21 protein-coding genes are annotated in these 18475 nt (G+C 62.2%); 13 read left to right on the plus strand and 8 right to left on the minus strand.

The features are described from left to right. Positions 1-41 precede the first annotated feature (41 nt). Positions 42-374: a DOPA 4,5-dioxygenase family protein gene (locus LMH93_RS00495; RefSeq protein WP_003253084.1), complete on the plus strand. Its 333-nt coding sequence runs from the start codon at positions 42-44 to the stop codon at positions 372-374. A 120-nt stretch (positions 375-494) separates the two neighbouring features. Here the strand turns inward: LMH93_RS00495 and trpA are convergent, their stop codons facing one another. Together trpA and trpB are read right to left on the minus strand one after the other, a co-directional pair. Further along, positions 495-1304: a tryptophan synthase subunit alpha gene (trpA, locus tag LMH93_RS00500; protein WP_047603773.1), complete on the minus strand. Its 810-nt coding sequence runs from the start codon at positions 1302-1304 to the stop codon at positions 495-497. Further along, positions 1301-2518, minus strand: coding sequence for a tryptophan synthase subunit beta (gene trpB, locus LMH93_RS00505; protein ID WP_004575268.1), 1218 nt, complete (start codon positions 2516-2518; stop codon positions 1301-1303). Before trpB ends, trpA begins: the two co-directional genes overlap by 4 nt. A 110-nt stretch (positions 2519-2628) precedes the next feature. Between trpB and LMH93_RS00510 the strand changes: the two genes are divergently transcribed. Further along, complete coding sequence (locus tag LMH93_RS00510; RefSeq protein WP_003253079.1) at positions 2629-3525, plus strand: LysR family transcriptional regulator; 897 nt, start codon at positions 2629-2631, stop codon at positions 3523-3525. On the opposite strand, the gene LMH93_RS00515 is transcribed toward LMH93_RS00510, so the two are convergent. Further along, the gene (locus tag LMH93_RS00515; protein WP_003253078.1) at positions 3522-3845 is read right to left on the minus strand and encodes a DUF883 family protein; all 324 of its coding nucleotides are present in this window, start codon (positions 3843-3845) and stop codon (positions 3522-3524) included. The two genes, LMH93_RS00510 and LMH93_RS00515, sit on opposite strands and share 4 nt — an antisense overlap. Before the next feature lie 150 nt (positions 3846-3995). Here LMH93_RS00515 and LMH93_RS00520 point away from each other — a divergent pair, with 150 nt between their 5' ends. Next, on the plus strand, positions 3996-4211 hold the full coding sequence (locus tag LMH93_RS00520) for a dodecin (RefSeq protein WP_003253076.1): 216 nt from the start codon (positions 3996-3998) through the stop codon (positions 4209-4211). Between the two features lie 100 nt (positions 4212-4311). Continuing rightward, positions 4312-4533 (plus strand): DUF1161 domain-containing protein, encoded by a 222-nt coding sequence (locus tag LMH93_RS00525; protein WP_003253075.1) that lies wholly within the window; start codon positions 4312-4314, stop codon positions 4531-4533. Positions 4534-4605: 72 nt separating this feature from the next. Here LMH93_RS00525 and LMH93_RS00530 read toward each other — a convergent pair whose 3' ends face one another. Beyond that, positions 4606-5610, minus strand: coding sequence for an LLM class flavin-dependent oxidoreductase (locus tag LMH93_RS00530; protein WP_003253072.1), 1005 nt, complete (start codon positions 5608-5610; stop codon positions 4606-4608). A 152-nt stretch (positions 5611-5762) separates the two neighbouring features. On the opposite strand from LMH93_RS00530, the gene LMH93_RS00535 reads away from it, so the two are divergent. Together LMH93_RS00535 and LMH93_RS00540 are read left to right on the plus strand one after the other, a co-directional pair. Continuing rightward, the gene (locus LMH93_RS00535) at positions 5763-6188 is read left to right on the plus strand and encodes an OsmC family protein (protein WP_003253070.1); all 426 of its coding nucleotides are present in this window, start codon (positions 5763-5765) and stop codon (positions 6186-6188) included. Positions 6189-6263: 75 nt separating this feature from the next. Beyond that, complete coding sequence (locus LMH93_RS00540) at positions 6264-6497, plus strand: DUF1161 domain-containing protein (protein ID WP_003253067.1); 234 nt, start codon at positions 6264-6266, stop codon at positions 6495-6497. A 35-nt stretch (positions 6498-6532) separates the two neighbouring features. Here the strand turns inward: LMH93_RS00540 and LMH93_RS00545 are convergent, their stop codons facing one another. Continuing rightward, the gene (locus tag LMH93_RS00545) at positions 6533-6946 is read right to left on the minus strand and encodes a PA0061/PA0062 family lipoprotein (protein ID WP_014859486.1); all 414 of its coding nucleotides are present in this window, start codon (positions 6944-6946) and stop codon (positions 6533-6535) included. Between the two features lie 55 nt (positions 6947-7001). After that, positions 7002-7415, minus strand: coding sequence for a PA0061/PA0062 family lipoprotein (locus LMH93_RS00550; protein WP_003253063.1), 414 nt, complete (start codon positions 7413-7415; stop codon positions 7002-7004). Positions 7416-7500: 85 nt separating this feature from the next. Between LMH93_RS00550 and LMH93_RS00555 the strand changes: the two genes are divergently transcribed. Beyond that, positions 7501-8574: an aminopeptidase gene (locus tag LMH93_RS00555; RefSeq protein WP_230064763.1), complete on the plus strand. Its 1074-nt coding sequence runs from the start codon at positions 7501-7503 to the stop codon at positions 8572-8574. Positions 8575-8678: 104 nt separating this feature from the next. Here the strand turns inward: LMH93_RS00555 and LMH93_RS00560 are convergent, their stop codons facing one another. Together LMH93_RS00560 and LMH93_RS00565 are read right to left on the minus strand one after the other, a co-directional pair. Continuing rightward, positions 8679-9329, minus strand: a complete 651-nt coding sequence (locus LMH93_RS00560; protein WP_004575264.1) for an HAD family hydrolase — start codon at positions 9327-9329, stop codon at positions 8679-8681. A 59-nt stretch (positions 9330-9388) separates the two neighbouring features. Further along, a complete protein-coding gene (locus LMH93_RS00565; RefSeq protein ID WP_004575263.1) occupies positions 9389-9937 on the minus strand; it encodes a gamma carbonic anhydrase family protein in 549 nt (182 codons plus the stop codon). A gap of 66 nt (positions 9938-10003) precedes the next feature. On the opposite strand from LMH93_RS00565, the gene prlC reads away from it, so the two are divergent. The 6 genes from prlC (at position 10004) to LMH93_RS00595 (ending at position 18365) form a co-directional block, all read left to right on the plus strand. Next, a complete protein-coding gene (gene prlC / locus LMH93_RS00570) occupies positions 10004-12091 on the plus strand; it encodes an oligopeptidase A (RefSeq protein WP_185279855.1) in 2088 nt (695 codons plus the stop codon). Beyond that, a complete protein-coding gene (locus tag LMH93_RS00575; RefSeq protein ID WP_003253053.1) occupies positions 12088-12369 on the plus strand; it encodes a YheV family putative zinc ribbon protein in 282 nt (93 codons plus the stop codon). The genes prlC and LMH93_RS00575 overlap by 4 nt, the downstream gene beginning before the upstream one ends. Before the next feature lie 124 nt (positions 12370-12493). Then, entirely contained in the window at positions 12494-14488 is a 1995-nt protein-coding gene (locus tag LMH93_RS00580; RefSeq protein WP_185279856.1) for a M3 family metallopeptidase, read from the plus strand. Positions 14489-14558: 70 nt separating this feature from the next. Further along, entirely contained in the window at positions 14559-15617 is a 1059-nt protein-coding gene (locus LMH93_RS00585) for a PA0069 family radical SAM protein (RefSeq protein ID WP_185279857.1), read from the plus strand. Positions 15618-15920: 303 nt separating this feature from the next. Beyond that, complete coding sequence (locus LMH93_RS00590) at positions 15921-16640, plus strand: carbonic anhydrase (protein ID WP_003253046.1); 720 nt, start codon at positions 15921-15923, stop codon at positions 16638-16640. Positions 16641-16832: 192 nt separating this feature from the next. Further along, positions 16833-18365, plus strand: coding sequence for a SulP family inorganic anion transporter (locus LMH93_RS00595; RefSeq protein ID WP_004575261.1), 1533 nt, complete (start codon positions 16833-16835; stop codon positions 18363-18365). The last annotated feature ends 110 nt before the right edge of the window (positions 18366-18475 follow it).

Raw genomic sequence — 18475 nt, forward strand, 5'->3', positions numbered from 1 at the left:
CGTTGCAGGTGGTGATGGTTGGACCGCAATCAGGAGTTATCGTGCAGAGGATCAAGGGTTACCACGCCCACGTTTATTACGACGCAGCCACCATGGAGCAGGCCCGGGAACTGTGCGAGGAGGCGGCGCGGCTGTTCCCCGTGACCATGGGGCGCATGCACCAGAAACCGGTTGGGCCGCATCCGGACTGGAGTTGCCAGCTGGCGTTCGGGCCCGAAGTGGTGGGGGTGGTATTGCCTTGGTTGGCGCTGTACCGCAAGGGCCTGGTGGTATTCATGCATCCGGAAACCGGGGATGAACTGGCGGATCACCGGGATCATGCGATCTGGATGGGGGCCGTGCGGCCCTTGAATCTGTCGATTTTTGGGGGCTAGGCGGGGGTAGCCTGTGCTGGCCTCTTCGCGGGTGAACCCGCTCCTACAACGATATCGCAGAGCCAGAGGGTGGCGCTGGCCCCGTAGGAGCGGGTTTACCCGCGAAGCAGACGACGCGGTTTAGCGGCGTGCGCCACGCACCCCTTCAGCCAATGCCGAGCACAGGCTCAATACATCGGTCACCGCCTGATCGGCGCTTTGGGCTTGGGCGATCTTGTCGACCAGTGCCGAGCCCACCACCACGCCATCGGCCAGGCGGGCAATGTTCGCAGCCTGTTCCGGCGTGCGAATGCCGAAGCCAACGCTGATCGGCAGATCGGTATGCCGGCGCAGGCGGGCAATGGCTTCGGTCACATGCTCGGTGGTCGCCGAACCTGCACCGGTTACACCAGCCACCGACACGTAGTAGACGAACCCGGAGCTGCGCTCCAGCACGCGCGGCAGGCGCGCGTCGTCGGTGGTCGGGGTGGTCAGGCGGATGAAGTCGATGCCTGCAGCCTGGGCCGGGGTAGCCAGTTCGGCGTCGTGCTCTGGCGGAAGGTCGACGATGATCAGGCCATCGACGCCCGCGGCCTTGGCTTCAGCCACGAACGTGTCCACACCAAAGCGGTGGATAGGGTTGTAGTAGCCCATCAGCACGATCGGCGTGGTCTGGTTATCCACACGGAATTCGCGAACCATCTGCAGGGTCTTGGCCAAGGTCTGACCAGCCTCAAGGGCGCGCAGGGTGGCCAGCTGGATGGCCACGCCATCGGCCATCGGGTCGGTGAACGGCATGCCCAGCTCGATCACGTCGGCGCCAGCAGCCGGCAGGCCCTTGAGGATCTGCAACGAGGCGTCGTAGCCCGGGTCGCCAGCTGTGACGAAGGTGACCAGTGCCGAGCGGCCTTCGGCCTTCAGCTCGGCGAAGCGTTGTTCAAGACGGCTCATGCGTGTTTCTCCTGGGCGGCCATGTGGTTCATGACGGTTTGCATGTCTTTGTCGCCGCGGCCCGACAGGCACACGACCATCAGGTGGTCCTTGGGCAGCTTCGGTGCGCGCTTGATCGCTTCGGCCAAGGCGTGGGAGCTTTCCAGGGCTGGAATGATGCCTTCCAGACGGCAGGTTGCGTGGAACGCATCCAATGCTTCGTCATCGGTGATGCTGACGTACTCGACGCGCTTCACCTCATGCAGATAGGCGTGCTCCGGGCCGATGCCCGGGTAGTCCAGGCCTGCGGAAATCGAGTGGGCATCGGTGATCTGGCCGTCTTGGTCCTGCAGCAGGTAGGTGCGGTTGCCGTGCAATACGCCCGGTACGCCGCCGTTCAGGCTGGCGGCATGCTTGTCGGTGTGTACGCCGTGGCCACCGGCTTCAACGCCGATGATCTGCACGCTCGGCTCTTCGAGGAACTCATGGAACAGGCCCATGGCATTGGAGCCGCCGCCGACGCAGGCAACCAGGCTGTCTGGCAGACGGCCTTCCTTCTCTTGCAACTGGGCACGGGTCTCTTTGCCGATGATCGACTGGAAATCGCGGACCATGGCGGGGTACGGGTGTGGGCCAGCCACGGTGCCGATCAGGTAGAAGGTGTCTTCGACGTTGGTAACCCAGTCACGCAGGGCTTCGTTCATGGCGTCTTTCAGGGTGCCGGTGCCGGCGGTAACCGGCACGATCTCGGCGCCCAGCAGCTTCATGCGGAACACGTTCGCCTGCTGGCGCTCGATGTCGGTGGCGCCCATGTAGATCACGCAAGGCAGGCCGAAGCGCGCGGCGACGGTGGCGGTGGCGACACCGTGCATGCCGGCGCCGGTTTCGGCGATCAGGCGCTTTTTGCCCATGCGCTTGGCCAGCAGCACTTGGCCGATGCAGTTGTTCACCTTGTGCGCGCCGGTATGGTTGAGCTCTTCACGCTTGAAGAAAATCTTCGCCCCGCCGCAATGCTCGGTCAGGCGCTCGGCGAAGTACAGCGGGTTGGGGCGGCCGATGTAGTCGCGCTGAAAGTAAGCCAGCTCTTCAAGGAACTTGGGGTCTGCCTTGGCCGCTTCGTATTCGCGGGCCAGGTCCAGCACCAGTGGCATCAGGGTTTCGGCCACGTAGCGGCCGCCGAACGAGCCGAACAGGCCATTGGCGTCGGGGCCGGGGCGGTATTGGGACTGGGTCATGGGGCGCTCCAAGGCGTAGTGAATGAGTGATGGGCTTTACTCTAACCACGGCAAGCTCGGCTGAAAACCGATAAGATTGCGTAAACTTGTCAGAAAAACTCACAGGTAAAATGGCCCACGACCTCCCTCCCCTCAATGCCCTGCGCGCCTTCGAGGCTACAGCCAGGCTCAATAGCGTCAGCCAGGCGGCGGAAGCGCTGCACGTGACCCACGGCGCTGTCAGCCGGCAGATCAAGGTGCTTGAGGAGCATCTGGGCGTAGCCCTGTTCGTCAAGGACGGGCGTGGCATCAAACTCACAGATGCCGGTGTGCGTCTGCGCGATGCCAGCGGTGAGGCCTTCGACCGGCTGCGCAGCGTGTGTTCCGAGCTCAGCCGTGATGTGAGCGAGGCGCCATTCGTGCTGGGCTGCTCGGGCAGCCTGCTGGCGCGGTGGTTTATCCCGCGGCTGGGCCGGTTGCAGGCGGATTTGCCTGAGCTGCGCTTGCACCTGTCGGCGGGTGAGGGCGACCTTGACCCGCGGCGGCCTGGGCTGGATGCGTTGCTGGTGTATGCCGAGCCACCGTGGCCGGCGGACATGCAGGTGCATGTGCTGGCCGAGGAATGCATCGGGCCGGTGCTCAGCCCACATTTCGCAGGTTTCCAGCGCTTGCAGGGGGCGCCCGCCAAGGCATTGTTGGGCGAAGCCTTGCTGCACACCACTTCACGCCCGCAAGCGTGGCCTACCTGGGCGGTGCAACAGGGCCTGGACCCGACGGCCATTCACTATGGTCAGGCTTTCGAGCACCTGTATTACCTGCTGGAGGCTGCCGTGGCCGGATTGGGCGTGGCGATTGCACCGCAGCCACTGGTCGCCGATGACCTGCGGGCGGGCCGTTTGAGTGCGCCTTGGGGCTTTTCACCTACCCAGGCGGCGCTGGCATTGTGGGTGCCACGGCGCGCCGCAGACGGGCGCGCCGAGCAGTTGGCGCAGTGGTTACGGGCGGAACTTGCGCGGCAGAGCGCTTAGTTTCGCTTGCATATCAGGTAAGCCGCCAGCAGGCCCAGCGCACCAATGGCCACACCGGCGGTGGTGTAGGGGTGCTCCTGGGCGTAGTCCCGGGTGGCTATGCCGGTCTGGCGGGTGCGCTGCTTCACTTCCTCGTACGCATCGCTCAGTAGGCTGCGCGAATGACGCAGTGCGCTTTCAGCGTTGCTGCGGATTGCCTTCACCGACTTCTGGGACTCTTCCGACGCATCATGCTTGAGGTGTTCCAAGCTTTTCAGAAGGCTCTCGATCTCCGCTTCCATGCTTTCCAGGGATGTTTTACGCAGCGAGTTGCGGTGCATGTTGACTCTCCTTTGCAGTATGGGCTGTAAGGATTGCGACCCTTGGGCTGCGTGAAAGTGCGATCGAACTTTCGCTGACAGTGACCGCTCGCAGGTAAACCAGGCCTGCGCTGCTAGGCTGAATCTCACTGTCAACCATGGAGAGCACTCATGACCGATCATCACACCTACAAGAAAATCGAACTGGTCGGGTCTTCGCCCACCAGTATCGAAGAGGCGATCAACAATGCTTTGGCCGAAGCCGGTAAAAGCATCAAGCACCTGGAATGGTTCGAAGTGGTCGATACCCGCGGCCATATCCGCGACAACAAAGCGGCGCACTTCCAGGTCACGCTGAAGGTCGGCTTCCGTATCGCCAATAGCTGAAACAACGTTGGGTTGTATGATCCCGGCGTGATGAGGTATTCAGAAAAGGGGCGCCTTGGTGGGGCCCCTTCTGATTTCATCTGCACAAGGAACGCGAGTGATGAACAAACTGATTCTGGCGCTGGGCCTGATGACCCTGGCCGGTGGTGCGCTGGCAGCGGGCAAACCGTGCGAGGAACTGAAGGCGGAAATTGCGGCCAAGCTGGATGCCAAGGGCGTCACTGGCTACAAGCTGGAGATCGTCAAGAAAGGCGACCCGGCGGGCAAGGTCATTGGTAGCTGTGAGGCCGGGACCAAGGAGATTGTTTACCGCCGCGGCTGATGCGTTTGCCCTTTCGCGGACTTGCCCGCTTCCACAGTCAACCTATGGGAGCGGGCGAGCCCGTGTCGAGGGTCACTCGGCCTTGAGGGCCTGCGCCATCAGCTCATATGACCGAATGCGGTCCGCATGCTCATACAGGTCACAGGTAAAGATCAGCTCATCCGCACCCGTCTGTTCCAGCAGCACTTCTACCTTGGCCTTTACCTTCTGCGGGCTGCCGATCATGGCCAGCCCCAGGAAGCTGGCCACCGTCTCCCGCTCATGGGGCAACCACAGCCCATCCATGCTTTCCACGGGTGGCTTTTGCATCAGGCTCTGTCCGCGAATCAGCGCCAGGATGCGCTGGTAAACCGAGGTGGCCAGGTATTCGGCCTTCTCGTCGGTCTGCGCCACCACCATGGGGATGCCCAGCATCACATACGGCTTATCCAGCGTGGTCGAGGGCCTGAAGTGGTTGCGGTACACGCGAATGGCCTCGTGCATGTAGCGTGGCGCGAAATGCGAGGCGAAGGCGTAGGGCATGCCGCGCATGCCCGCCAGCTGGGCACTGAACAGGCTGGATCCCAGCAACCACATCGGCACGTCGGTGTCGTGCCCCGGCACGGCGATCACTTTTTGATCATCAGTGCGTGGCCCGAGGTAGCGCGAAAGCTCCTCGACATCGTCCGGGAAGTCATCTGGGCCGCCAGCGCGGTCGCGTCGCAGGGCATAGGCCGTCATCTGGTCCGAACCCGGCGCGCGGCCCAGGCCAAGGTCGATACGCCCCGGATACAGGCTGGCCAAGGTGCCGAACTGCTCGGCGATCACCAGTGGCGCATGGTTGGGCAGCATCACCCCGCCAGAGCCCACGCGAATACGTGAGGTGCCACCGGCCAGGTAGCCGATCAGCACCGATGTCGCCGAACTGGCGATGCCGTCCATGTTGTGGTGCTCAGCCACCCAGAAGCGGTTATAGCCAAAGCGCTCGACATGCTGCGCCAGGTCCAGCGAGTTGCGCAGCGATTGCGCGGGACCAGCGTCGGCGCGCACGGGCACCAGGTCCAGGGTGGAAATCTTCAGGTCACGCAGCTGCGTCATGGAGCCTCCGCAAGAATGATTGGCCAGAGGCCTTTTTGATTCTGTATGGGCGCATTCGTTGGATTCAATGCCTGCAATCTAATTGCGCTGAACTTGCGGCAGGCGGCAGGCCTCTGAACCGTAGATAAGCAACCCAGTCACCAGGAGGCATCATGAAAAAGACAGCATCGGCGATCTGGCAAGGTGGCCTGAAGGATGGAAAAGGTCTGCTTTCTACCGAAAGCGGCGCACTCAAGCAGAACCCTTATGGCTTCAACACACGTTTCGAGGGCACGCCCGGTACCAACCCGGAGGAACTGATCGGCGCGGCCCATGCCGGTTGTTTCTCGATGGCGCTATCCATGATGCTCGGCGAGGCGGGGCTGACTGCGGAGCGGATTGACACGGCTGCAGAGGTGACGCTCGACAAGCAAGCTGACGGTTTTGCCATTACCGCTGTGCACTTGGTGCTCAGGGCCAAGGTACCGGGGGCCAGCGAGGCTCAATTCCTGGAGATTGCCAACAAGGCGAAGGAAGGCTGCCCGGTGTCCAAGGTTTTGAATGCGAAGATCAGCCTGGATGCGGCGTTGGTGGGGTGAAACGGTGCAACGGTGGTGGTTTGCTGTAGTCTAAAGAACGTCGGCAGCGCCACTGCCCTTTCCAGGAGCCGTTCCATGATTCGCGTAGCTATCGCTGTGTTGGCTTCCCTTGTCGCCACGTCTGCGCTGGCGGCCGTCAAGCCTTGCGAGGAGCTGAAAACCGAGATCGAGGCCAAGATCCAGGCCCAAGGGGTTTCGTCCTATACGCTGGAGATCGTGCCCAACAGCGAGGTCAAGGACCAGAACATGGTCGTCGGGACCTGCGATGGCGGGACGAAGAAGATCATCTATCAAAAGAATGATCGATAAGTACTATGGCCCGGGGCTGCAAGGCAGCCCCACGTTCACGGTATGCAGAACACATCGCTAGGCTCGTTCACCACCACCTTGCGGTCGGCGTCATACAGCAGCACCTGCGGCTCCATTACCGGCGCCCGCGCTTCCAGGCGATAGCGTTCGCCGGCCTTGAAGTTGTCAAAGCGTACGGTCAGGTAGCAGGTTCGGTCCCTGGGCTCGGACATGATGCCGCCCGAGTAGATTTCATAATCGAAGCGCACCACCAGTTCGTGCTTGCCCGGCGTCACCTGAAAATATCGGCCATCGTCCAGACGCTTGCCGTCGAGGCGGTCGGCCATGATCACCCGGCCGGGGGTCATGGTGTACAGATCGACCCAGGCCTGCTTGGGGTCGACGGGCGGCAAGGGGCTGGCGCAAGCCCCCAGTGCACTGAGGGCGATCAGCATCATGGGCTGGCGCATGGCAAAACTCCCACTTGCGATTTACAAGTAACAAGCATAGCGCCGTTTGTGCGGTTCAGGTGCGCTGACAACCCGCCGGCAGCCCTTGACCCAGCAGTTTTTGCTGGTGGTCGTAGAGTTTGATCCAAGGGCGGAAGCCAATGCTGCCGGCTTGCAGCTGATAACGCTGCCCGGCGCTGAAGTCCTTGAAGGTCAGCTTGACCTGGCAATCGCGCCACAATGGCTCCTCGACGGGGCCGATATTGCTGGGGTTAACCGGAAATTGATAGCGCACGGTCAGTTCGTGGCTGCCGGGTTGAACCTCGAAATAGCGGCTGTCAGCCCAGTCACGCTCATCTACCTGCACGGCGTCCAGCGACGTATTGTCGTAACGGGTGAGGTCGATCCAGGCCTGGTTCGGGTCTGGGTCTGGCAAGGTTGAACAGGCAGAGATCAATAACAGTGAGCCGGCGACCAACAATGCACGCATGGCGAAACTCCCCCTTGGCGAGATAGTCTTGGAGCGAAATGGTGTTGAGCGAGTCAGACAGTCCCGGATGCTTCGACTTTTTCTTATGCAGCGCTCAGGCCTTGGGGCACTCGACCGCATTTTCACCCGTTTGGTTCCGCTGCTTGCGGCGCTCCTGCTGAACGGTTGCAGCAATGCCGCCTACTACGGGCAGCTGGCGCAGGGCCAGTGGCAGTTGCTGCGGGCGCGGCAGCCTGTAGAGCAGGTATTGGCCGACCCTGCTACCCCTACACCCTTGCGCGCGCACCTGCAACAGGCCGAACAGGCGCGGCTGTTTGCCAGCCAGCAATTGAAACTGCCAGACAACCGCAGCTACCGGGTATACGCCGACCTTGGACGCCCCTACGTGGTGTGGAATGTGTTCGCCACGCCCGAGTTGTCGTTGCAACCGGTAACGCACTGCTTTCCGATTGCCGGGTGCGTGGCGTACCGCGGCTACTACCAGCAAGGCGCGGCGCGAGGCGCGGCGGCGTTGATGCGTCAGGATGGCCTGGATGTGTACGTGGGCGGCGTGGAAGCTTATTCGACCCTGGGTTGGTTCGATGACCCGATTTTGTCGTCGATGGTGGGCTGGGGCGATGAGCGCCTGGCTACGTTGATCTTTCATGAATTGGCCCACCAGCGCTTCTATGTGCAGGACGATACCGAGTTCAATGAGTCGTTTGCCTCGTTCGTCGAGCAGGAAGGCACGCGGCAATGGCGTGCGGCGCGTGGGCTGGCGGCGGTTGGCGGGGATCAGGGAAAGCAGCGCGACCAGTTTATCCGCCTGGTGTTGGCCAGCCGTGAGCGATTGCAGGCGATTTATGCGGGGCCGTTGGATGATGCACACAAGCGCCGGGCCAAGCAGGCCGAGTTTGAGCGTTTGAGGCGTGAATACCGGCAGGTGCGTGATGGCCAGTGGGGCGGTGACAAGCGCTATGACGCCTGGATGTATGGGCCGATGAGTAATGCCAAGTTGTTGCCGTTCGGGCTATATGACCAGTGGGTGCCGGCGTTTGCGGCGTTGTTTCGTGAGGTGGGTGGAAATTGGGTTCGGTTCTACGCGCGGGTCGAGCATTTGGGGCGGTTGCCGATTGAAGCAAGGAAAGCGGCGCTGCAGCGTCTGATGGTTAGCCGTTGAGATTTTGGGGCCGCTTTTGCGGCCCCTCGCGCCACTAGGCCCACAAAGGCCCTGCGGACGCCGATCGATGTGGAGGGCCGGCTGCAAAGCAGCCCTGCTGGCCCTCAAGCCTTGCTAAAAGCCTGGTGCAAATCGGCTACCGTGGCGAAGTGGAAAGCGGGTTCTTCTGCCATCAGCTCTTCCCGGCTGCCAAACCCGTACCCCACCGCGACGGCCTGCAGCCCGTTGCTGCGCGCGCCGATCAGGTCATGCTTGCGGTCCCCGATCATCAGGGTGTGCGCCGGGTCCAGCCCTTCTTCATCCAGCAAATGGCGAATCAGCTCGACCTTGTTGGTGCGCGTGCCGTCCAGCTCACTGCCGTAGATCACCTTGAAGTGATGATCGAAAGCAAAGTGCCGAGCGATTTCGCGGGCGAACTCCCACGGTTTGGAGGTGGCAATGTACAGCGTGCGGCCCTGCCCGTTCAGGGCCTCAAGCAACTCCGGCACACCTTCGAACACGAGGTTTTCGTAAAGACCGGTCACGCGGAAGCGCTCGCGGTAGAAGTTCACCGCATCCCAGGCCTTGGCTTCATCGAAGCTGTAGAACTGCATGAAAGCCTGCAGCAGGGGTGGGCCGATGAAGTGTTCGAGGCGGGCCAGGTCCGGTTCGTCGATGCCCAGCTTGGCCAGGGCGTACTGGATCGAGCGAGTGATGCCCAGGCGTGGGTCGGTCAGGGTGCCGTCGAGGTCGAAGAGGATGTTTTGCTGGTGCATGTACAGGGTTCCACTTGAGTGCTGCGTGGCCTTCTTCGCGGGCATGCCCGCGAATGCGGTCATTCAGGTTGATCGTAGCCTTCGGCCAGGTGCTGGTCCTTGAGCTTCACGTAGTTGCCGGCGCTGTAGGAGAAAAATGCGCGCTCCTTGTCGTTCAGCAGCCGGGCCTGTTTTACCGGGCTGCCCATGTACAGGTAGCCACTGACCAGGCGTTTGCCCGGCGGCACCAGGCTGCCGGCGCCAATGATCACTTCGTCCTCGACGATGGCACCATCCATGATGGTGCTGCCCATACCCACCAGGATACGGTTGCCCAGGGTGCAGCCATGCAGCATCACTTTGTGCCCGATGGTCACTTCGTCGCCGATGATCAGCGGGAAACCGTCCGGGTTGAAAGGCCCGGCGTGGGTAATGTGCAGCACGCTGCCGTCCTGCACGCTGGTGCGCGCGCCAATGCGGATGCGGTGCATGTCGCCGCGCACCACGGTCAACGGCCAGACCGAACTGTCTTCACCGATCTCCACGTCGCCCAGCACCACCGCCGAACGGTCGACGAAGGCCCTGGGCCCAACTTTCGGAGTGTGTTGCTGGAAGCTGCGAATGGCCATGATAGCGTCTCTCATCTGTGCCGATAGGCAGGCTGCCTGCTGCGGTCGGCGTCGATTGTAATTAAGATGGGGCAGTGTTTCTTCTGCCAAGGTATCCAAACCGTGACTGCGAACAACCCGCTTCTGCAATCCCACGATCTGCCGCCCTTCTCGCAAATTCGTGCCGAACACGTGTTGCCGGCGATCGAAGCGATCCTGGCCGACAACCGTAAAGCCATTGCCGAGATCCTCGAAAAGCAGGGCAAGAACCCTACATGGGCCGGCCTGGTGCTGGCCATGGACGAACTGAACGACCGCCTGGGCGCCGCCTGGAGCCCGGTCAGCCACCTCAATGCGGTGTGCAACAGCGCCGAGCTGCGCGAGGCTTACGAGTCTTGCCTGCCAGCCCTGAGCGCCTACTCTACCGAACTGGGCCAGAACCGCGCGCTGTTCGAAGCCTACCAGGCGCTGATCAACAGCCCTGAGGCTGCCGGCTTCGACGTGGCGCAAAAGACTATCCTCGAGCACGCCTTGCGTGACTTCCGCTTGTCGGGTATCGACCTGCCGGCGGACAAGCAGCAGCGTTACGCCGAAGTGCAGAGCAAGCTCAGCGAGCTGGGCAGCCGTTTCTCCAATCAGCTGCTCGACGCCACCCAGGCCTGGACCAAGCATGTTACCGACGAAGCTGCGCTGGCCGGCCTGACCGAATCGGCCAAGGCGCAGATGGCCGCTGCAGCCCAGGCCAAGGGCCTGGACGGCTGGCTGATCACCCTCGAGTTCCCCAGCTACTATGCGGTGATGACCTACGCCAGCGACCGCGCCCTGCGCGAAGAGCTATACGCCGCCTACTGCACCCGCGCCTCCGACCAGGGCCCGAATGCCGGCCAGTTCGACAATGGCCCGGTGATGCGCGAAATCCTCGACCTGCGCCAGGAGCTGGCCGAACTGCTGGGCTACAAGAACTACGCCGAGCTGAGCCTGGCCACCAAGATGGCCGAGTCCAGCGACCAGGTGCTGAGCTTCCTGCGTGACTTGGCCAAGCGTTCCAAGCCGTTCGCCGCCCAGGACCTGCAACAGCTCAAGGCCTACGCTGCCGAACAAGGCTGCCCCGAGCTGGCCAGCTGGGATGCCGGCTACTTTGGCGAGAAGCTGCGCGAGCAGCGCTACAGTGTGTCGCAGGAAGCCCTGCGCGCCTACTTCCCGATCGACAAGGTGCTGGGCGGCCTGTTCAGCATCGTGCAGCGCCTGTACGGCATCGAAATCGCCGAGCTCAAGGGCTTCGACAGCTGGCACCCGGACGTACGCCTGTTCGAGATCAAGGAAAATGGTCAGCACGTTGGCCGTTTCTTCTTCGACCTGTACGCCCGCGCCAACAAGCGTGGCGGCGCCTGGATGGACGGCGCCCGTGACCGTCGCCGCACTGCCGGTGACCAGCTGCAGAGCCCGGTGGCCAACCTGGTGTGCAACTTCACCCCGGCCGCGCCCGGCAAACCCGCCTTGCTGACCCATGATGAAGTCACCACCCTGTTCCACGAATTCGGTCACGGCCTGCACCACATGCTGACCCGCATCGAGCATGCCGGCGTGTCCGGCATCAACGGCGTGGCCTGGGATGCGGTCGAGCTGCCAAGCCAGTTCATGGAAAACTGGTGCTGGGAGCCGGAAGGCCTGGCACTGATTTCTGGTCACTACGAAACCGGCGCCGCCCTGCCCCAGGACCTGCTGGACAAGATGCTGGCCGCGAAAAACTTCCAGTCGGGCATGATGATGGTGCGCCAGCTGGAGTTCTCGCTGTTCGATTTCGAGCTGCACGCCAGCCATGGCGACGGCCGCAGCGTATTGCAGGTGCTCGAAGGTGTGCGTGACGAGGTGTCGGTCATGCGCCCGCCGGCTTACAACCGCTTCCCCAACAGCTTTGCGCACATTTTCGCGGGCGGTTACGCGGCGGGCTACTACAGCTACAAGTGGGCCGAAGTGCTGTCCGCTGACGCCTTCTCGCGCTTCGAGGAGGAAGGCGTGCTGAACGCCGAGACCGGCCGCGCCTTCCGCGAGGCGATCCTGGCCCGTGGTGGTTCGCGCGAGCCGATGGAGCTGTTCGTCGACTTCCGTGGCCGTGAGCCTTCCATCGATGCATTGCTGCGCCACAGTGGTCTCACCGAGGACGCTGCAGCATGAGTGAGGTAGCTGTGAACAAGACCAAGAAGCGCTTCATTGCCGGTGCCGTGTGCCCGGCGTGCAGCGAGCCCGACAAGCTGATGATGTGGAACGACGACGGCGTACCGCACCGCGAGTGCGTGGCTTGCGGCTTTACCGACACCCTCAACGAGCAGGGCTTGTCGGTGCCGAAGGAACTCGGCACCCGGGTCAACCACCTGGCGCCGAAAGCGGCGCCGGCCAAGGTGCAGACCGTGCAGTTCTTCCCAAATCCGAAGCTGAAAAAGCCGGCTGAGTGATCCTGTCGTGCCGCCCGGGTGCAATGCCCGGGCAGGCATGGACAGGTGTTAGATAGTCAGGCCACCTGGCGCACGCGGGCCATGCAAGCTCTCTTGCTCATATCTATCAGCAAGGTGATGCACCATGGCCAACCCTCTTCTGCAAGATAGCCATATCCCCGTCGATTACTCTTCCATCACCCTCGAAAACATGCAGGCGGCGTTCGCTGCCGTGCTGTTGGCGCACGAGCAAGGTGTCGAACGCATCATCCTGGACCAGCGGGCCATGCCCACCTGGGATGACATGGTGCTGGCGTTGGATGGGCTGGATAGCCGGCTGCTGGCAGTGTTGTATGCCGCCTCACCACTGGTCGGCCGGGATACGGCGTGGGCCAACGCCATCATTGATTTCTACGGGAAAGTGACGGCGCGCTTCGAGCAAAAATTCGCCAACACGGTTTTGCATGATCTGTATGCACGCTTGGCCGGCAGTGACATCGGCAAGCAACTGGATGTCGGGAAGCGTGCCACTTTGCGTTGGCACCTGGACAAGTTCGTCGCTAGCGGGGCGTTACTCGACACCGCAGGCAAAGCGCATCTGGCAGACCTTCAAACGCAGATTGGCACTGCACGCGAGGCGTTCCGCAGCAACATCGACCGGCCTGGGTTGAACATCACCGATGAAGCGGAGCTGAGCGGCATCCCGCAGCGGGTACGTGACGAACTGGCTGCAAGCGCACAGCAAGCAGGTAAGCAGGGGTGGTTGATTGCGTGTGACACGGTGACTACGCGTGAGGTGCTCAAACATGCTGCCAACCGCCAGCTCCGTGAGCGTGTGTACCGGGCTTTTCACGCCCGTGGCGTCAGCCATGATCGGCAACAGGACAACCGCATGTATCTGCAGCAACAGGCGCAATTGCTTGAGGAGAAGGCCCTCCTGCTCGGTTATTCCGGCCATCTGGAGCAGAGCCTGCAGGTGAAGAGTGCGGGTTCGGTAGCCCAGGTGCGCGGCTTTCTCCACGATCTGGCCGATCATGTGCGACCTGCCATGTTGCGGTGGCGTTCGCAGGTGGAGTGTTGGGCTGCCGAGCAGGGCCTGGGCAAACCCCAACCCTGGGATTTCGAGTACCTGCAGTGTGCTTCGCGCAGCGAGTTTCCTGCCGAAGCGCTGCGCGATTATTTCCCGCTGAATACCGTTGTCAGTGCGTTGCAGCAATTGGCGCAGACGTTGTTTGGTGCAGTGCTGCAGCCCAAAGCGCTGCCTGTCTGGGATGACAGCGTGCAGCCGTTCGAGGTGTGGCAGGACAGCGCTTTCATTGGCTTTCTGTATCTGGATGCCGTGCAACACGCAGGCAAGCAGCCAGACGCGGTGTTCACCACCTATGTAAGGAATCGCCGGGTCGATGCAGAGGGTATCTGCCAGGCAGCCTCGGTGGTGGTGTTCAGTGATGTGCCGCAAGCGCTGTCAGGTTCGCAGCCGTTGCTCGATCATTTGTCACTGCGCAAGCTGTTCCATGAATTCGGCCATGCCCTGCACCACCTGCTGGTACGTACGACGAACCACGTCATGTCCAATGTGACCGAGCTGGGCACCGATGGTGTGGAGTTGTTCGGCAAGCTGTTCGAACGTTGGGTCTGGGACGCGGACTACCTGGTGGCGATCTCGGCGCGCACGCACGACGGCCACCAACTATCCCGCGAGCAAGCCGATGAGTGCCTGCGGCAGCTACGGCAGCAGGGCGTGGAGGAGATCGCGGGTGATCTGTGCCTGGCGCTGTTCGACATGGACCTGCATGGCACACCAAACGATGGCAGGACCTTTGAACAGCGACTGGGTGATGCCCGCGCGCGTTGCGGTTACTGGCCACTCGCTGACTTTGAACATCCGGCGCATGCCTTCGACCACCTTGTGAACGGCTACGATGCGGGTTACTACGCCTATCTGTGGTCGGATGTGCATGCCTTCGATGTATTCACCCGCTTCGAAGCCGAGGGCCTGTTGAACGGAGCCACGGGGCGGGCACTGCAGGAAGCACTGTTCGCCCCAGGGGCATCGCGCCCATTGCGTGAAGGCATCGAGGCGTTTCTCGGGCGGCAATCGAGCCAGGCAGCGTATCTCAGCTGGCATGGCCTGAAGTAGTCAGACCAGAGGTGCTGGAAAGATCCCGGCATGCGCGATACTGTATATGAATACAGTATTCAGGTGAGCCATGATTCCTCCAGCACCGCAAAAGGGCCGTGGCACGGCGCACAACCCACACAACCGCTTTGCCCCTGGTCATTCGGTGGCGGAAGATGATGGCTGGTACCAGGAAGTGCCGCAAACCCAGGGTACCGAGGTGCGGATCGAGACAGCCAAGTCGGTGATCAGCCGCAACACTTCACCCGACCTCCCTTTCGATCGCTCCATCAACCCCTACCGTGGCTGCGAACATGGATGTATCTACTGCTATGCCCGCCCCTCACACGCCTACTGGGACCTTTCTCCCGGCCTGGATTTCGAGACCAAACTGATTGCCAAGACCAACGCCGCAGAGGTGCTGGCACAGCAATTGAGCAAACCGGGCTACGTGTGCGCGCCAATCAATCTGGGCTCCAACACCGACCCGTACCAGCCGATTGAGCGGGAACAGTTACTGACCCGGCGCTTGCTCGAAGTGTTACTGCGTTTTCGGCACCCGGTGACCATTGTCACCAAGGGTTCACTGGTGCTGCGCGACCTCGACCTGCTGGCCCAGATGGCCCGCCAGCGCCTGGCACGAGTGATGATCAGCCTGACCACGCTGGACGACGGCCTCAAGCGCGTGCTCGAACCCCGAGCGGCCTCACCCGGTGCGAGGTTGAGGGCCATCCGGGTATTGCGTGAAGCGGGCGTACCGGTGGGTGTTTTGTGTTCGCCGATGATTCCGATGATCAACGACAGTGAGCTGGAACGCCTGTTGGAGGCGGCGAAGGAGGCCGGTGCGCAAAGTGCGGCGTACATGATGCTGCGCCTGCCGCTGGAGGTGGCGCCGTTGTTTGAGCAGTGGTTGCAGGATCATTACCCGCAGCGGGCAGCGCATGTGTTGAGCCTGATCCGCCAGAGCCGTGGTGGCGAGCTGTATGACAGCCGGTTCGGTGTGCGCATGCGTGGTGAAGGGGTGTTTGCCGAGTTGCTGGCGCAGCGCTTTGCCAAGGCAATGAAACGGCTGGACTTCGAAGGGCGCGAGGCGCAGGCGCTGGATTGCTCGGCGTTCTGCCCGCCGGGTGGGCAGATGGCGCTGTTCTGACATGAACCCGCCCCACCAAGGGCTGCGCATTGCTCACAACGCAACTAATAACAACCAATAATTGCGCTAATACATATTGGCAGCTGATGTTTTTTTGCTATTATCCAGTTCCCGCCTTTTTCATCTGGAACGCCCGTTCTAGAGCCTTCGAATTAAGTTTCAGTTAAGTTTTCCCCGCTAGCGTAGGTAATAAGTCCACAGCGACTGTGATCTATGGCCCGTGCGTGTCATCTAAAACCCTGCATAGCCTGAATCTTTCACCGGTAAAATGGATTTACCTACACACCGTCAAGAGGATGAATCATGCCCGTCAAGGACCCATCCAAGGTCGTACCGCAGGTCCCCGCGGAAAGCGCCGATGCTGCCCTTAAGCACATCGTCGACGGCTTCCTGCGCTTTCACCATGATGTTTTCCCAGATCAGCAAGAGCTGTTCAAGAAGCTCGCCACCGCGCAAACACCACGCGCCATGTTCATCACCTGTGCCGATTCGCGCATTGTTCCCGAGCTGATCACCCAGAGCTCGCCAGGCGACCTGTTCGTGACCCGTAACGTGGGTAACGTGGTACCGCCTTATGGCCAGATGAACGGCGGCGTTTCCAGCGCCATCGAGTACGCCGTAATGGCGCTTAAAGTTCACCACATCATCATCTGTGGCCACTCTGACTGTGGCGCCATGCGTGCGGTACTCAACCCGCAGTCGCTGACCAAGATGCCTACCGTTGGCGCCTGGTTGCGCCACGCTGAAGTGGCCCGCACCGTGGTCGAGAACAACTGCTCCTGCGGCAGCGAACACGAGACGATGCAAGTGCTGACCAAAGAGAACGTCATCGCCCAGCTGCATCACTTGCGCACCCATCCTTCGGTAGCTTCGCGCCTGGCAGCCGGTGAGCTGTTCATTCATGGTTGGGTGTACGACATCGAGACCAGCAAGATCGAAGCCTACGACGCCGCCAGCGACAGCTTCCTGCCCTTGGCCGCGGGTGAACCCGTTCCCTGCGCCACTCCGAGAGGCCGCTACTAAGCGACCCGTCCGCCGCTAGAACCTTGATAGCCGGCTGCACCCTGCAGGGGTGTGGCACGGCATTCGGCTGCCTTGAATTCCCTGACTGCCCTGCCGGCGTGCTCGCTGGCGGCCCGCGCCTGCGCGCTTGTCAGGGGCAAACGTGCCCACGGCCAGGGGAATGGCCGTGCGACTAGAGAAAGGAGAAACACGGTGAACATTACACAGTTGAAAGCGGCCCTGCCGCGTGAGTTGCTGGCGTCGGTGGTGGTCTTCCTGGTGGCCCTGCCGTTGTGCATGGGCATTGCGATCGCTTCTGGCATGCCGCCGGCAAAAGGCCTGATTACTGGGATTATCGGCGGCATTGTCGTCGGTTTCCTTGCTGGGTCGCCGCTACAGGTCAGCGGCCCCGCTGCCGGTCTGGCGGTACTGGTGTTCGAGCTGGTACGCCAGCACGGCATGGCCATGCTCGGGCCAATCCTGTTGCTGGCCGGCCTGTTGCAGTTGCTGGCCGGTCGCTTGCGCCTGGGCTGCTGGTTCCGCGTGACCGCGCCGGCGGTGGTTTACGGCATGCTCGCCGGGATTGGCGTGTTGATCGTGCTTTCGCAGGTGCATGTGATGTTCGACACCGCGCCGCAACCGTCGGGCCTGCAGAACCTGCTGGCGTTCCCGGCAACGTTGTCGGCAGCCCTGCCACAGGAGAGCACCGGCGCCGGCTGGATGGCCGGTGCGCTGGGCCTGGGGACCATCGCCATCATGTGGGGCTGGGAGCGCTTGCGGCCGCAGCGGCTGCGTTTCGTGCCGGGTGCATTACTCGGCGTGGCCAGCATGACCGCTATCAGCCTGTGGCTGGCCTTGCCGGTGAACCGCGTGCAAGTCCCGGCCGACCTGTCCGAGGCCATCGACTGGCTTCGTCCGGCGGACCTGATGCAGCTGGCCGACCCTGCTCTGTTGGTCGCCGCTTTTGCCCTGGCGTTCATTGCCAGCGCCGAAACCTTGCTGTCGGCCGCAGCAGTGGACCGCATGCACAGCGGCCAGCGTTCGGACTTCGACCGCGAACTGTCGGCTCAGGGCATCGGCAACATGCTGTGCGGGGTGCTGGGTGCCCTGCCGATGACCGGGGTAATCGTGCGCAGCTCGGCCAACGTCCAGGCCGGGGCGCAAACCCGGGCCTCGGCAATCTTCCATGGCTTGTGGTTGCTGGCCTTCGTGGTGGCGCTGAGCAGCGTGCTGCAGCAGATCCCGGTGGCGAGCTTGGCGGGGGTGTTGGTGTTTACCGGGGTCAAACTGGTCGACTTCAAGGCGTTTCGCGGGCTGGGCCGTTATGGGCGCATGCCGATGTTCACCTACGCGGCGACTGCGCTGGCGATCATCTTTACCGACCTGCTGACCGGTGTGCTGCTGGGCTTTGCCCTGACCTTGCTGAAGCTGGCGTTCAAGGCGGCGCGGCTGAAGATCAACCTGGTGAGCCTGGCCAAGGATGGGCACATGGAACTGCGCCTCAGTGGCGCGGCGACCTTCCTGAAGGTGCCGGCGCTGACCCAGGTGCTGGATACCGTACCGGCGGGCACCACGCTGCATGTGCCGCTGGGGAACCTGAGCTATATCGACCACTCGTGCCTTGAGTTGCTGGAGGACTGGAGCCGCAGCAATTCTGCCAATGGGTCACGGTTGCTGATAGAGCAGCGGCGCCTGAAGCGTCGGATCGAGGGGCGGTTGCGGACTACGGCGGGGGTTGGGGCGTAGGAGCGGGTTTACCCGCGAATACGGTAGCGGCGGCAACGGTGATCCGCGGATGGAGATTGGCCAGCAGGGCCGGCCCTTTCGCGGGTGAACCCGCTCCTACGACGGCCTGT

This window comes from Pseudomonas sp. CIP-10 (assembly GCF_020911845.1).
Taxonomy (GTDB): domain Bacteria; phylum Pseudomonadota; class Gammaproteobacteria; order Pseudomonadales; family Pseudomonadaceae; genus Aquipseudomonas; species Aquipseudomonas alloputida.